The sequence below is a fragment of the Nonomuraea sp. NPDC049725 genome, from assembly GCF_040674795.1.
Classification (GTDB): domain Bacteria; phylum Actinomycetota; class Actinomycetes; order Streptosporangiales; family Streptosporangiaceae; genus Nonomuraea; species Nonomuraea ceibae.
The window spans coordinates 573,760-587,448 of sequence record NZ_JBFANJ010000002.1; the positions used below are offsets into that span (position 1 = coordinate 573,760).

12 protein-coding genes are annotated in these 13,689 nt (G+C 72.6%); 8 read left to right on the plus strand and 4 right to left on the minus strand.

What is annotated here, in order from left to right:
- Positions 1–97 precede the first annotated feature (97 nt).
- The 6 genes from AB0J53_RS07065 (at position 98) to AB0J53_RS07090 (ending at position 7,125) form a co-directional block, all read left to right on the plus strand.
- Complete coding sequence (locus AB0J53_RS07065) at positions 98–1,528, plus strand: NAD(P)/FAD-dependent oxidoreductase (protein ID WP_364169397.1); 1,431 nt, start codon at positions 98–100, stop codon at positions 1,526–1,528.
- 74 nt (positions 1,529–1,602) lie between these two features.
- On the plus strand, positions 1,603–2,631 hold the full coding sequence (locus AB0J53_RS07070; protein WP_364169400.1) for a membrane dipeptidase: 1,029 nt from the start codon (positions 1,603–1,605) through the stop codon (positions 2,629–2,631).
- Positions 2,632–2,663: 32 nt separating this feature from the next.
- A complete protein-coding gene (locus tag AB0J53_RS07075; RefSeq protein WP_364169403.1) occupies positions 2,664–3,467 on the plus strand; it encodes a GNAT family N-acetyltransferase in 804 nt (267 codons plus the stop codon).
- A 57-nt stretch (positions 3,468–3,524) separates the two neighbouring features.
- Positions 3,525–4,958, plus strand: coding sequence for an Nramp family divalent metal transporter (locus tag AB0J53_RS07080; RefSeq protein WP_219517165.1), 1,434 nt, complete (start codon positions 3,525–3,527; stop codon positions 4,956–4,958).
- A gap of 42 nt (positions 4,959–5,000) precedes the next feature.
- Complete coding sequence (locus AB0J53_RS07085; protein ID WP_357587219.1) at positions 5,001–5,963, plus strand: YafY family protein; 963 nt, start codon at positions 5,001–5,003, stop codon at positions 5,961–5,963.
- 34 nt (positions 5,964–5,997) lie between these two features.
- On the plus strand, positions 5,998–7,125 hold the full coding sequence (locus AB0J53_RS07090; protein WP_364169407.1) for a C45 family peptidase: 1,128 nt from the start codon (positions 5,998–6,000) through the stop codon (positions 7,123–7,125).
- Here AB0J53_RS07090 and AB0J53_RS07095 read toward each other — a convergent pair.
- From AB0J53_RS07095 to AB0J53_RS07105, 3 genes are read right to left on the minus strand one after another with little or no spacing between them, the layout of a single operon-like run.
- Positions 7,097–8,560 carry an AMP-binding protein gene (locus tag AB0J53_RS07095; RefSeq protein ID WP_364169409.1) on the minus strand — a complete coding sequence of 488 codons (1,464 nt, stop codon included), beginning with the start codon at positions 8,558–8,560 and terminating at the stop codon, positions 7,097–7,099. The genes AB0J53_RS07090 and AB0J53_RS07095 overlap by 29 nt on opposite strands.
- Positions 8,560–9,591 carry an acyl-CoA dehydrogenase gene (locus AB0J53_RS07100; protein WP_364169412.1) on the minus strand — a complete coding sequence of 344 codons (1,032 nt, stop codon included), beginning with the start codon at positions 9,589–9,591 and terminating at the stop codon, positions 8,560–8,562. The genes AB0J53_RS07095 and AB0J53_RS07100 overlap by 1 nt, the downstream gene beginning before the upstream one ends.
- Positions 9,588–10,766 carry an acyl-CoA dehydrogenase family protein gene (locus AB0J53_RS07105; protein ID WP_364169415.1) on the minus strand — a complete coding sequence of 393 codons (1,179 nt, stop codon included), beginning with the start codon at positions 10,764–10,766 and terminating at the stop codon, positions 9,588–9,590. The genes AB0J53_RS07100 and AB0J53_RS07105 overlap by 4 nt, the downstream gene beginning before the upstream one ends.
- 160 nt (positions 10,767–10,926) lie before the next feature.
- Between AB0J53_RS07105 and AB0J53_RS07110 the strand changes: the two genes are divergently transcribed.
- Both AB0J53_RS07110 and AB0J53_RS07115 read left to right on the plus strand, forming a co-directional pair.
- Positions 10,927–12,264, plus strand: a complete 1,338-nt coding sequence (locus tag AB0J53_RS07110; RefSeq protein ID WP_364169418.1) for a HAMP domain-containing sensor histidine kinase — start codon at positions 10,927–10,929, stop codon at positions 12,262–12,264.
- Between the two features lie 92 nt (positions 12,265–12,356).
- Positions 12,357–12,920: a TetR/AcrR family transcriptional regulator gene (locus tag AB0J53_RS07115; protein ID WP_246646864.1), complete on the plus strand. Its 564-nt coding sequence runs from the start codon at positions 12,357–12,359 to the stop codon at positions 12,918–12,920.
- A gap of 4 nt (positions 12,921–12,924) precedes the next feature.
- Here the strand turns inward: AB0J53_RS07115 and AB0J53_RS07120 are convergent, their stop codons facing one another.
- Complete coding sequence (locus AB0J53_RS07120; protein WP_364169421.1) at positions 12,925–13,683, minus strand: class I SAM-dependent methyltransferase; 759 nt, start codon at positions 13,681–13,683, stop codon at positions 12,925–12,927.
- Positions 13,684–13,689: the final 6 nt, after the last annotated feature.

A 13,689-nucleotide genomic window follows, 5' to 3' on the forward strand; every position in this document is an offset into this window, starting at 1 on the left:
AGACTATCGGGATCTACGGCCGGACGAGGAGCGCGGGGCTGGGCGCGGCATCCCTTCGGGCGTAATGTAAGTGAATCCTGACTCGGGCGGAGGGCGCATGACACCGAAGGTCGCGATCATCGGGGCGGGGTTCGGCGGGCTGTGCATGGCGATCCGGCTGGAGAAGGCCGGGATCGGCTCCTACACGGTGTTCGAGAAGGCGGGCGCGCTCGGCGGCACGTGGCGCGACAACAGCTATCCGGGGGCGGGCTGCGACATCCCGTCGCACCTGTACTCGTACTCGTTCGAGAAGTACGCGAGCTGGACGCGCAGATACCCGGAACAGCCCGAGATCCTGGCCTACTTAGAACACTGCGCCGACAAGTACGACGTCAGGCGGAAAATCAGGTTCAACGCCGAGGTCACCGACGCCGCCTTCGACGGCTCCCGCTGGCAGGTCACCGCCGGCGGCCAGAGCGAGGCGTTCGACGTCGTCGTGATGAGCGTCGGCCAGCTCAACCGCCCGCGGCTGCCCGAGATCCCCGGCATGGACGACTTCGAGGGCGCCGCCTTCCACTCCGCCCGCTGGGACCACGGCCACGACCTGACCGGTAGGCGGGTCGCGGTGATCGGCAGCGGCTCGTCGGCGGCGCAGCTCATCCCCCGGGTGGCCGAGCGCGCCGAGCGGCTGACCGTGTTCCAGCGCACGCCCAACTGGGTGATCCCCAAGCCCGACGCCGAGTTCGGCACGGCGGCCAGGCTGGCGTTCCGGTTCGTGCCGGGGCTCCAGCGCGCCTACCGGGAGTGGATCTTCCGCTACGCCGAGGCCGCACTCTACCCCGCGCTCGCCGGCGGCTGGAGCCGTGACCTGCTGCGCAAGCGGGCCCTGGGCCACCTGCGCGACCAGGTGCCCGACCCGGAGCTGCGCGCCAAGCTCACGCCCGATCACCCGCCCGGCTGCAAGCGGGTGATCATCGACAGCTCGTTCTACCCGGCGCTGTGCCGCGCCGGCGTGGAGGTGGTCACCGACCCGATCTCCCGCATCACGCCCAAGGGGGTCGAGACGGCCGCGACCGCGTACGAGGCCGACACGATCGTCTACGCGACCGGTTTCCGCGCCACCGAGTTCCTGGCGCCGATCCGGGTGACGGGCCGGGCCGGGCGCGAGCTGGCCGAGCAGTGGGCCGGCGGCCCGGAGGCGTACCTGGGCATCTCGGTGCCGCACTTCCCGAACCTGTTCCTGCTGTACGGGCCCCACACGAACCTGGGGCACAACTCGATCGTGTTCATGCTCGAATGCCAGGTGGCGCATGTCATGGCGTGCCTGCCGCACCTGTCGGGCGGGCGGCGGCTGGAGGTGCGCCCGGAGGCGATGGCGGCCTGGCGCGCCCAGCTCGACGCGGCGATGGCCCGCATGGTGTGGGGCGCCGGATGCCGGAGCTGGTACAAGAACGCCGAGGGCCGCGTCACCAACAACTGGCCGGGCCCGGCGCCGCTCTACCGCCGCCTGACGGCCCGGCCGCCGCGCACGGCCTACCGGCAGGTGTGAGCGTCCAACGCGCGCCGCGATTTCCGTACGATGCCACATGGCACCGGCGTGGCCGGGGCGGTAGCGTCCCTCGCATGACGACCTCCCTGCATCAGCGCGCGCTCGTCGCGGACACCCACAACGACCTGCTCATGGCCGTCTCGGCGCGCCCGCCGGAGCGGTGGGCGGACTTCTTCCGCGAGCGCTGGCTGCCGCAGCTCGTCGCGGGCGGCGTGAACCTCCAGGTGCTGCCCGTCTTCATCGACGACCAGTACCGGCCGGAGGGCGCGCTGCGCCAGACGCTGCGCATGATCGAGTGCGCCCACGTGATCGCCGAGGGCAACCCGGAGCACGTCCGGCTCTGCCGTGACGCGGCGGAGATCGACGCCGCGCTCGACGCCGGCCTGATCGCCCTCGTGCTGGCGCTGGAGAGCATGCCGGGCCTGGACGCGAGCGTGGAGCTGATCTCCACGGTGCGCCGGCTGGGCGTGCGGGTGGCCTCGATCGCGCACTGGGGCCGCACCCCGCTGGCCGACGGCAGCGGCGAGGACGCCACCGGCAGCGGGCTCACCTCGCACGGCGTGGCGGCGCTGCGCGAGATGGAGCGGCTCGGCGTCGTCTTCGACGTCTCCCACCTGGGCGCCTCCGGCGTCGCGCACGTGCTGGAGCTGACCGCCAAGCCGCTCATCGCGACGCACTCCTCGGCCCGCGCGCTGCGCGACCACCACCGCAACCTCACCGACGAGCAGCTGCGCGCCGTGGCGGCCACGGGCGGCGTGGTGTGCGTGAACTTCTTCGCGCCGTTCCTCACCGAGCGCGAGCACGAGGCGACCCTCGACCACCTGCTCGACCACATCGAGCACGTCGCCTCGGTGGCCGGGATCGACCACGTCGGCCTGGGCCCCGACTTCATCCGCGAGGTGATGGACGACCTGACCCCGCCCTGCTGCGAGGACCTGCAGCTCAGGGGCGTCGACACGCGGGCGGCCATCCCCGGCCTGGAGGGGCCGTCGGGGCTGCCGATGGTCACCGAGGGCCTGCTCGGGCGCGGCGTGCCGGAGAAGGACGTGCTGAAGATCCTCGGCGGCAACGTGCACCGGCTCTTCGCCGAGCTGCTCGTGTGACAGGCGGGCGCGAGCACGGGTACGACCAGGGTGTGACGAGTGAGGGTGTGACCGACCTGACCGGCGAGGACCTGGCGGCCGGGGCCGCCGCGCGGAGCGGGGTGGCCATCCGCGAGCTGCACGCGATGGCCGAGTTCCGGCAGGCGCTGCGGCTGTTCGACGACATCTGGCATCCCGACCCGGGCAACGTGCCGGTGCCGCTGGAGCTGATGATCGCCTTCGCGCACGCGGGCGGCTACGTGGCCGGCGCCTACGAGGACGACGTGCTCGTGGGCGCGTCGGTCGGCTTCCTGGCGGCCGGGCGCGCCCTGCACTCGCACGTCACCGGGGCGCTGGTCGGGCGCGGCGTCGGCTACGCGCTCAAGCTGCACCAGCGCGCCTGGTGCCTGCGGCGCGGGCTGGACCGCATCACCTGGACGTTCGATCCGCTGGTGCGCAGGAACGCCCGGTTCAACCTGGCCAAGCTGGGCGCGCGGCCCGAGGCGTACCTGGAGAGCTTCTACGGCGCGATGGCCGACGCGATCAACGAGGGCGACGACTCCGACCGGCTGCTGGCGGTGTGGCACCTGACCCGGCCGCCGGGCGGCGGCCGGGTCGCGCCCGGGGCGGCGCGGCTGCTGGACGCGGTGGGCGAGCGGCCGGTCGTCACCGACGCGGACGGGCCGGTGGTGCTGGTGGCCACGCCGGACGACGTGGAGACGCTGCGCCGCGCCGACCCGGGCGCGGCCCGGGAGTGGCGGCTGGCGACGCGCCGGGTGCTCGGCGGGCTGCTCGCCGGGGGCGCCCGCGTCACCGGGTTCACCGACGACGGGGATTACGTGGTCGAGCGGGGGTAACAAGCTGTCGAAAGCCGCGTAAAGCGCGGCGATCAGGACTGCAGCAAGGAGCTCCGCATGACGGACTTCACCCCCACCGTGCCCACGCGGGTCCTGCCTCCCGTCACCGTCCGCGACCTTCCCGAACCGCCCCGCTCGACCTGGCGCGTCATCGGCCCCGGCCTGGTCGGCGCCGGGGTCGGGCTGGCCTCCGGCGAGTTCATCCTCTGGCCGTACATCGCCTCCCAGGTCGGCCTGATCTTCCTGTGGGGGGCGGCGATCGGCATCATCACGCAGTGGTTCCTCAACATGGAGATCGAGCGCTACACGCTGGCCACCGGCGAGACGGCGCTCACCGGGTTCAGCCGGATGTGGCGGCACTGGGGCCTGGTGTTCGTGCTCATGACGCTCTGCGCGAACCTGTGGCCCGGCTGGGTCACCACGTCGGCGACGATGGTGACGTACCTGACCGGCACCGGCGCGGAGAGCGTGCGCTGGATCGCGGTCGGCATGCTGGCGGTGATCGCGCTCGGGCTGACGCTCGCGCCGGTGATCTACACCGCGCTGGAGCGGGTGATCTTCGTGAAGATCGCGCTGGTCGTCACGCTGATCGTCGTCGCGATCCTGTTCGCGATCAACGCCGAGAGCTGGGTCGAGCTCGGCCGCGGCCTGACGGTGAACGCCGGGTTCCCCGCCGACGACCTGGGGTTCGCGCTGGTGATGGGCGCCATCGCCTACGCCGGCGCGGGCGGCGGCCAGAACCTGTGCCAGAGCAACTGGATCCGCGACAAGGGCTTCGGCATGGGCGCGTACGTGCCCCGCCTGGTCAGCCCGGTCACCGGGCAGGAGGAGGCGGCCTCGTCCACCGGCTACCAGTTCGCGCCGACGAAGGCGAACCTGGAGCGCTGGCGGCAGTGGTGGCGCTTCGCCAACGTGGAGCAGGGCGCCACGTTCGCGCTGGTGTCGTTCCTGACGATCGCGTTCATGTCGATGCTGGCCTACTCGACGGTGTTCGGCCGGGAGGGGCTGGCCAACAGCATCGACTTCCTGCGGATCGAGGGCCAGGTGCTGCAGGAGGTCGTCGGGCCCTGGTTCGGCGTGCTGTTCTGGCTGATCGGCGCGCTGGCGCTGTTCGCCTCGGCGATGGGCATCGTCGACTACACCTCGCGGCTGGCCTCCGACACGATCAAGACCGTCTACCTGCGCGAGCGGGCCGTGTCGGTGAACCGCGTCTACTTCTACGTCGTGTGGGCGATGGCGCTGGCCGGCGCCGCGATCCTGCTCCTGGGCTTCGACCAGCCGCTCATCCTGCTGGTGGTGTCGGGCAGCGTCGCGGCCGTGATGATGTTCGTCTACTCGATCCTGCTCATCGTGCTGAACCGGGGCGCGCTGCCCGACGCCATCAAGGTGCGCTCCTACCGGCTGGGCGCGCTGGTCTGGTCGGTGGCCTTCTTCGGCGGGCTGACCGTGCTGACGCTGATCGAGCAGGGACGCAAGCTGTTCGGCGGCTGACGCGGAAGCGCTCCTTCCGCGATCGGCGGCAGACTGGTCGGCATGCTGGAAACCTCGGCCCGCCTGCTCAAGCTGCTGTCGCTGCTCCAGGCGCACAGGGAGTGGACCGGCCCCGAGCTGTCACGGCGGCTCGGGGTCTCCACCAGGACCATCCGCAACGACGTGGAGCGGCTGCGCACGCTCGGCTACCCGGTGCACGCCACCCCGGGCGTGTCCGGCGGCTACCGGCTCGGCGCGGGCGCCGCGCTGCCCCCGCTGCTGCTCGACGACGAGGAGGCGGTGGCCGTGGCCGTCGGGCTCGGCCGGGCGGCGGGCGGCGGCGTCGAGGGCATCGAGGAGTCGTCGGTGCGGGCGCTGGCCAAGCTGGAGCAGGTGCTGCCGTCGCGGCTGCGGCACCGGGTCAGCGCGCTGAACTCCTACACCGTGCAGATCCCCGGCGCCGCCCCGTCGGTGCCGCCCGGCGTGCTGACCACGATCGCGAACGCGGCCCGCGACCGCGAACGGCTCCGCTTCGGCTACACCGGGCACGACGGCGCCGAGAGCGAGCGCGACGCGGAGCCGTACCGGCTGGTGCACCGCCGGGGCCGCTGGTACCTGCTCGGCTACGACGTGGGCCGCGACGGCTGGCGGACCTACCGGGTGGACCGGCTCACGCCGCGCACGCCGGGCGGGCCCCGGTTCACGCCGCGCGAGCTGCCAGAGGACGGCGACGTGGCCGCGTTCGTGGAGCGGGCCGTCAGCACGGCGATGTGGCGCCACCGGGGCACGGTGCTGGTGCACGCCCCCGCCGAGCGGGTGCGGGAGCTGGGCGCGACCGCCGGGCTGGACGTGGAGCCGGTCGACGACGCCACCTGCCTGCTCCGGCTGGGCGGCGACGACCTGACTGGGATGGCCGTCTGGGTGGGCTTCCTCGGCCTGGACTTCGAGGTGCTGGACCCGCCGGAGCTGGCGGAGGTCGTACGGGAGCTGTCAGAGCGCTACCGGCGCGCGGTCAGCGGGCGGTAGGGCGGCGGTCAGCCCCCGCGCGCATCGTGAGGTCATGACAATCACGCAGATCGCGGGCGGCAGGGGCGACTTCCAGACCGTGCACCACCTGACCGTCGGCGGTTCCCAGGAGGAGATCGGCAGGCGGCTCACCGAGGAGGCGCGGCGGCTCGGCTGGCAGCCGCAGCGGATCGACCCGGTGGTGAGCCGGGCCCGCCGCACCTGGTTCGAGCGGCACTGGCCGCAGCATCACGCCCGCATGGACGGCGCGGCGCAGGCGCTCGGCCTCGACCCCGAGCAGGACGAGCTGGCGCTGGACGGCCTGAGCGTGATCCCGGGCGGGTCGGGCTGCTCGGCGCTGTGGTGCCCGCCGTCGGCGGCCCCCGACGGGCACGGCAGGGCGGGCCGCAACTACGACTTCTTCACGCTGACGACCAGCGAGTTCATGGGCCGGGAAAGCACGCCAGGCGAGCTGCCGATCGCCTCGCGCCCGTACGTGATCACCACGGTGCCGGACGAGGGCCTGGCCTCGACCGTGATCACGATGAACGAGCTGGACGGCTGCATGGACGGCATCAACGAGGCCGGGCTGGCGGTGATGCTGCTCATCGCCGACATCGAGCACACGACGCCGCCGGAGACGGCCGACCCGCAGGTCGGGCTCGGCAGCGTGCAGCTCCCCCGGTTCCTCGTCGACACCTGCGAGAACGTCGAGCAGGCCAAGCAGGCGCTGCTCGGCGCCAAGCACTACGACCACGGCGCCCCGCTGCACTACCTGGTCGCCGACGCGCGCGGCGGCGCGTTCGTGTGGGAGCGCGGCCGGGACGGCACCGAGCACGTCATCGAGGTCGGCGACGGGCCGCTGTGCGTCACCAACCACCTGCTGCACCGCAACCCCGACCCGATGAACCTGCCGCAGGACGGCGAGGCGAGCTTCGGCACGTACGGCAGGCTGCGCACGCTGTACGAGCGGAGCAAGGGCGTGCTCATGTCGCCGGACGACCTGCGCGCGAGCCTGGCCTCGGTGGCCGTGCCTGCGGGCACGGAGGGGCCCTGGCGCACGATCTGGACCACCGTGTTCGACACGCACGACCGCACCCTGTCGACCCGTTTCTACCTGGGCGACGAGGCCGGCTACAGCGAGGAGCTGGTGTTCACTCCCCGTCCAGGTAGGACTGCCTGACCTTCGAGCGTGACAGCTTGCCCGTGGGCGTGCGCGGCAGGCTGTCACGGTAGGCGATCACCTTCGGGTGCTTGAACCTGGCGATGCGCGGGCCGCAGTGCTCCAGCAGCTCGGCGGTGAGCCCGGGGCCCGGCGTGACGCCTTCGGCGGGCTCGACGAGGGCGACCACGTTGTGGCCCCACTCCTCGTCGGGGACGCCGATGACGGCCACGTCGGCCACCGCCGGATGCTCCAGCAGCGCGGCCTCGATCTCGGCCGGGTAGATGTTGACCCCGCCCGACACGATGAGGTCGGTCCGCCGGTCGCACAGGAACAGGAAGCCGTCCTTGTCCAGGTAGCCGATGTCGCCCGGGGTGTACCACTCGCCGCGCATGCTGGCGGCGGTCTTGGCCGGGTCCTTGCGGTACTCGAACGAGCCGAGGCTCGACTTGACGTAGACGAGGCCGGGTTCGCCGGGCGGCAGCTCGTTCCCGTCGTCGTCGAGGACGCGCGCCTCGAACGTGGGCGCGGGCCTGCCGACGGTGCCGGGCCTGGCCAGCCAGTCGTGCGGCTTGACGGCGAAGGCGATCGCCGACTCGGTGGAGCCGTAGTACTCGTAGAGCACCGGCCCCCACCAGTCCATGATCTGCTGCTTGACGGCGACGGGGCAGGCGGCGGCGGTGTGGATGACCTGCTGGAGGCTGGACACGTCGTAGCGGTCGCGGACCTCCTGCGGCAGTTGCAGCATCCGGTGGAACATCGTGGGCACCATCATCGCGTTCGTCACCCGGTGCCGCCCGATCAGCTCCAGCACGGTCTCCGGCCCGAACTTCGGCGCGATCACCACCGTGTGCCCGAGGTGCAGCGCGAACTGCGTGTGGGCGCACGGCGCGGAGTGGTACATCGGCGAGGTCACCAGGTGGACGCCGTCGCCCGGCCGCAGGTCGACGACCTCGCCGAGGAACCACGTGTAGAGCGGCACGACGGCCTCGGGCTCGGCGCCGGGCAGGGGGCGCTGCACGCCCTTGGGGAAGCCGGTGGTGCCGGAGGTGTACCACATGACCGCCCCGGCCGCCCGCTCGCCGGGCGCGCCCGAGGGCTGCCCTGCGGCCAGCCCCGCCGCCCCCTCCTCCGCCGTCACGACCAGCCTGGCGTCGCAGTCCCCGACGATGTACGCGATCTCCGCCTCGGTCAGATGCCAGTTGACCGGCACGTAGTAGAGGCCGATCTGCCCGGTCGCCATCAGCATGACGACGGCGTCCAGGCCGTTGGGCAGCACGCCCGCCACCACGTCGCCGCCGCCGAGGCCGCGCTCGCGCAGCCCGTGGGACACCTGGTTGACCAGGGCGAGCAGCTCCCCGTAGGTGGTGCGGGCGCCGTCGGGGCCGATGACGGCGAGCCGGCCGGGGTCGGCCTGGGCGATGGCGTAGAAGCCGGGCAGGGCGCTGACGTCCATCACAGCTCCAGCAGGCGGGCGAGCCTGGCCCGGTGCTCGCGCGGCGGCCCCAGCAGCACCTCGTCCGTCTTGGCGCGCTTGTAGTACAGGTGCGCGTCGTGCTCCCAGGTGTAGCCGATGCCGCCGTGCAGCAGCAGGTGGTCGCGGGCCACCTCGAAGCAGGCGCGGCCCACGTACGCCTGGGCGAGCGCGGCGGCCTCCGGCAGCTCGCCGGGCGACTCGTCGGCGGCCCAGGCCGCGTAGCGGACGATCGACTCGGCCTGCTCCAGCTTGCCGTGCATGTCGGCGAGCTTGTGCTTGACGCCCTGGTAGGAGCCGATGTAGCGGCCGAAGGCGACCCGCGCCTTGGCGTAGGCGACGATGGCGTCGAGCGCGGCGCGCATCACGCCGAGCTGCTCGGCGGCCAGCGCGACGGCCAGCCGGTCGGCGACGCCGGCGGCGTCCGGAAGGGGGCCGAGCACCCTGGCGGCGGCCGCCGTGAGCTCGACGCGGGCCTGGTCGCGCGTGAGGTCGAGGGTCTCCAGCGGCGTCCGAGTGACGCCCGGCCCGTCGAGCGTGACGGCCGTCAGGACGGCGCCCCCGTCCGCCGTCGCGGGCACCAGCAGCACGTCCGCGTCCATGCCGGACAGCACCTGCGGCAGCGCGCCGGTGAGCGCGCCGTCGCGCAGCGGGATCGCGGCCCCCGGCAGGACGAGGGCGGCGGAGATCCGGCCTTCGGCGATGCCGGTCAGCAGCTCCTTGTCGGGCGTGCCGGCCAGCGCGATCGCGGCGAACGTCGTGGCCAGGAACGGGCCGGGCAGCAGCGCCGCGCCCGTCTCCTCCAGGGCGACGGCCAGGTCGGCGAACCCGGCGCCGGCGCCGCCGTACTCCTCGCCGACGATCAGGCCCGCCAGGCCGAGCTCGCCGTTGAGCCGCGCGTAGACGGCGGGGTCGTAGCCCTCGCGGGCCTTGGGCAGCGGCGAGGCGGCGGCCAGGAACGCGCGGACGGCGGCGCGCAGCTCCTGCTGCTCCTGGCTGAGTACGAGCTTCACGCCTGCGTCCCCACCTTCAGGTCCTTGAACGGCACGGTCTTGTCCATCCGGGGCTCCGGCGGCAGGCCGAGCACCCGGTCGCCGACGATGTTGCGCATGATCTCGTTGGTGCCGCCGCCGAGCGCCATGCCGGGGGCGGCGGCGAGCGTGAAGCCGAGCGGGTGGTCGCCGACGACCGACTCGGGGCCGGTCAGGCGGGTGGCCAGGTCGGCCTGGAACAGGTAGAGCTCGGCCAGCAGCAGCTTGGCGGCGCTGCCCCGGGCGCCGGGGAACTGCCCGGCGCTGGTCTCCTGGGCCAGCCGCTGGTTGAACAGCGCCAGCGCGCGGGTGCGGATGTGCAGCTCGACGAGCTCGTCGCGGACGAGCGGGTCGCTGGTGTCGAGGGTGCGGCGCAGCGCCTCCAGCGAGGCGGGGTTGTCACGCTGACCGCTCATGCCGACGCCGGCGGAGATCGACAGCCGCTCGTGCAGCAGGGTCGTGACGGCGACGCTCCAGCCGTCGTTCACCTCGCCGATGCGGTGCTCGTCGGGGATGTGCACGTCGTCGAAGAAGATCTCGTTGAAGTTGGCGCGGCCGCTCATGTCGCGCAGCGGTCGCACGGTGACGCCCGGGTGGCGCATGTCCACCACGAACATCGTCAGGCCCCGGTGCTTGGGCACGTCCACGTCGGTGCGGGCGAGGAGCAGCCCCCAGTCGGCGTGCTGGGCGACCGACGTCCACACCTTCTGCCCGTTGACCACCCAGCCGGCGCCGTCGCGCACGGCCCGCGTCTGGAGGGCGGCCACGTCGCTGCCGGCGCCCGGCTCGGAGAAGAGCTGGCACCAGATCTCCTCGCCGCGCAGCAGCGGGCGCAGGAAGCGCTCGCGCTGCTCGTCGGTGCCCCGGTCGACGATCGTCGGGCCGGTCATGCCCAGGCCGATCGAGAAGACGTAGGTGGGCAGCGTGTAGTCCTTGGCCTCGGCGGCGAACGCCCGCTCCTCCGCCTGGGTCAGGCCCTGGCCGCCCCACCGCTCCGGCCACGTGATGCCGGAGTAGCCGGCGTCGTGCAGCCGGGCCATGAAGTCCTTCGCCCGGGCGATCGGGTCGCCGCCGGGTTCGTCGTCCGATGGTGCGTTCTCCCGCAGCCAGTCCCTGGCCGCACGCCGGTAATCAGCGAGGTTCACAGCGAGATTCACATCGACTCCTCGGCAATCAGTGCTCACTTACTCTAACGAGCGCGCGGCGGGGCGTACAGAGCATTGATCTGGAGGTGTTTTAGGGGGATTTGTCGTTGAATCTCCGCTAATTAGCATTGCCGTGACCTACTGTGATCACCTGATTACCGGAGGGGGAGGTGTGATCACGCGGTTCGGCGGCTCCATGCGCAGGCGGCTGGCACTGTTCGCCAGCTTGGCCATGGCGCTGATCTGCGTCGTGGTCAACTCCTTCGTGCTGTACGCGCTCTACAACGCGACCGTCGAGTACAAGCGCGTCGAGGTCGTCGACTACGCGCTGCACGTCGTCCACATGATCAAGCGGAACCGGCTGCCCGACAGGATCAGCTCCGGGATGGACGGCGTCCAGGTCGTCGACGCCTCCGGCCGGGTGATCGCCGCCGGCGAGCACCTCACCGGGGCGCCGCGCATCAGCCACCTGTCGCCGCACGCCAACAGCGTCAACCACGTCGACGTCATCTGCGACGTGCCCGCGCTGCCCGACGGCTGCCAGATGCTGGCCGTCTTCCGCGTCTACCAGCCCGAGGGCGACTGGCTGGTGTACGTCAGCGACGCCACCGTCCCCTGGTACGTCACGCCGCAGGTGCCGCTCTTCCTGTTCGGGCTGTCGGCCGGGCTGGTGGCCCTGACCTGGCTCGGCGTGTCCCGGGTGGTGGCCAGGACGCTCGCGCCGGTGGACCGGATCCGCGCCAAGCTCGCCGAGGTCAGCGCCACGCGCAGCGGCATGCGGGTGCCGGTGCCGGAGACCGACGACGAGATCCGCGACCTGGCCCTGACCGCCAACCAGACGCTCGACCGGCTGGAGGAGGCCGCCGAGCAGCAGCGCCGCTTCGCCTCCGACGCCTCCCACGACCTGCGCAGCCCCATCACCGCCATGCGCGCCCAGGTGGAGGAGGCGATGCTGCACCCGCACGACGCCGACTGGCCGCAGACCGGCGAGGCGCTGCTGGCCAGCCTGGACCGGCTGCAGGCGATCGTCAGCGACCTGCTGACGCTGGCCAAGCTGGACGCGGGCGAGCCGCCCCGGCTGGAGCCGGTGGACCTGGGCGAGCTGGTCACCGCCGAGACCCGCAGGCCGCGCGCGCACCGGGTGGTCGTCACCGTCCAGCCCGGCGTGGTCGTCACCGGCGACCGGCTGCGCCTGGCCCGCCTGCTCACCAACCTGCTCGACAACGCCGACCGCCACGCCGAGTGCACGGTCATCGTCACCGTCAGGAAGGACGGCCAGGCGCTGCTGGAGGTGCTGGACGACGGCGCCGGCATCGCGCCGGACAAGCGGGAGATGGTCTTCAACCGGTTCACCCGGCTGGACGCCTCGCGCAGCCGCGACGCGGGCGGCACCGGGCTGGGGCTGCCGATCGCGCGGGAGATCGCCGCCGCCCATCACGGAACGCTCACGATCGAGGATTCGGAGACCGGCGCTCGGTTCGTTCTGCGCCTTCCGCTCCGGGAAACGTAATGCTCGTCCTTTTTGTCCCTACGAATACCTCTGAGCGTTGATTAAAGTAACCGGCTGTGACTCCAGGTTTTAGCCGGTTACGGCGCGAAGATTTGCTGAAGACCGCCTGCGAAGTGATCGCCGCACAAGGATTCGGGCATACGAGGACAGTCGACATCGCCCGGGCCGCGGGGGTCAGCCAGGCGCTGCTCTTCTACCACTTCGAGACGAAGGACGGGCTGTTCGCCCAGGCCTTCGCCTACGCCGCCCGGCGGCACCTGGATGCCCTGGCCGGAGTGGAACGCTCCCCCCGGCCGCCGCTCGACCGGCTGCGCGCCCTGCTGCGGCTCTGCTCCCCCGGCGGCTCCCCCGAAGGCTGGCGGCTGTGGATCGACGCCTGGGCCGAGTCCATGCGCAGCAAGGACCTGGAGGAGACCTCGCGGCGCCTCGACGTGCAGGGCAGGCTCGTGATGCGCGGCATCATCGAGGCCGGCGTCGCCTCCGGCGACTTCACCTGCGACGACCCCGACGACGCCACCTGGCGCATCTTCGCGCTGAGCGACGGGCTGGCGATCCAGCTGAACGTGCACGGCAGGGTCCTGTCGCGCCGCCGCGCCAGCCGGCTCGTCCGCACCGCCGCCGCCCGCGAGCTGGGGCTGACCGCCGAGGACCTGTGACCTGTCAGGACCGCCTGGCGACCAGCACCGACGTGACGACCCGCTGCTCCCACACCCCCGACGGGCGCGCCTCCAGCAGCGCCTCACGCACGGCGGCGGCGAACCGCGTCACCCGGTCGCCGAGCCGCGCCGGCGAGCTGTAGGAGTAGGACAGCTGCAGGCCGACCACGGCGTCCACGTCCCGGGGCAGCGTCCAGGCGAACTGCGCCTCCTCCAGCCGGCAGAACGGCGAGCGCTTCAGCACGTCATCGTGGTGCTCGCCGGTCGCCTGGAACGAGTCGCGGGCCGTCATCTCCCCCAGCCCGAACCTCTCCCGCACCGCCCGCACCACCGGCTCCCACGGCTCGTCCGGGTGATCCCTCGACGGGCCCACCAGCATCACCGTGCCGCCCGGCGGCAGCAGCACGTCCAGCTCCGCCAGCACCGCCCGCCGGTCCATCCAGTGGAACGAGCGGCCCATCACCACGTGGTCGAACGGGGGCAGCGCCGCCAGCGTCGTGGAGTCGCCGCGCAGCCAGCGGACGTTGCCCGCCCCCTCCGCCAGCTGCTCGCCCGCCGCCAGCATCGCCGGGTCCGGGTCCACCGCGATCACCTCGCGCACCCGCGCCGCCAGCGGGATCGCCACCGTGCCCGGCCCGCAGCCCAGGTCCAGCACGCACGCGCCCGAGCCGGCCACCCGCGCCAGGTACGCGATCGCCTCGTCGCCGTGCGGGGCCCGATAACGGGCGTAGTAGGGAGCCGCACCGCCGAACAGGTCACTCATGGATGG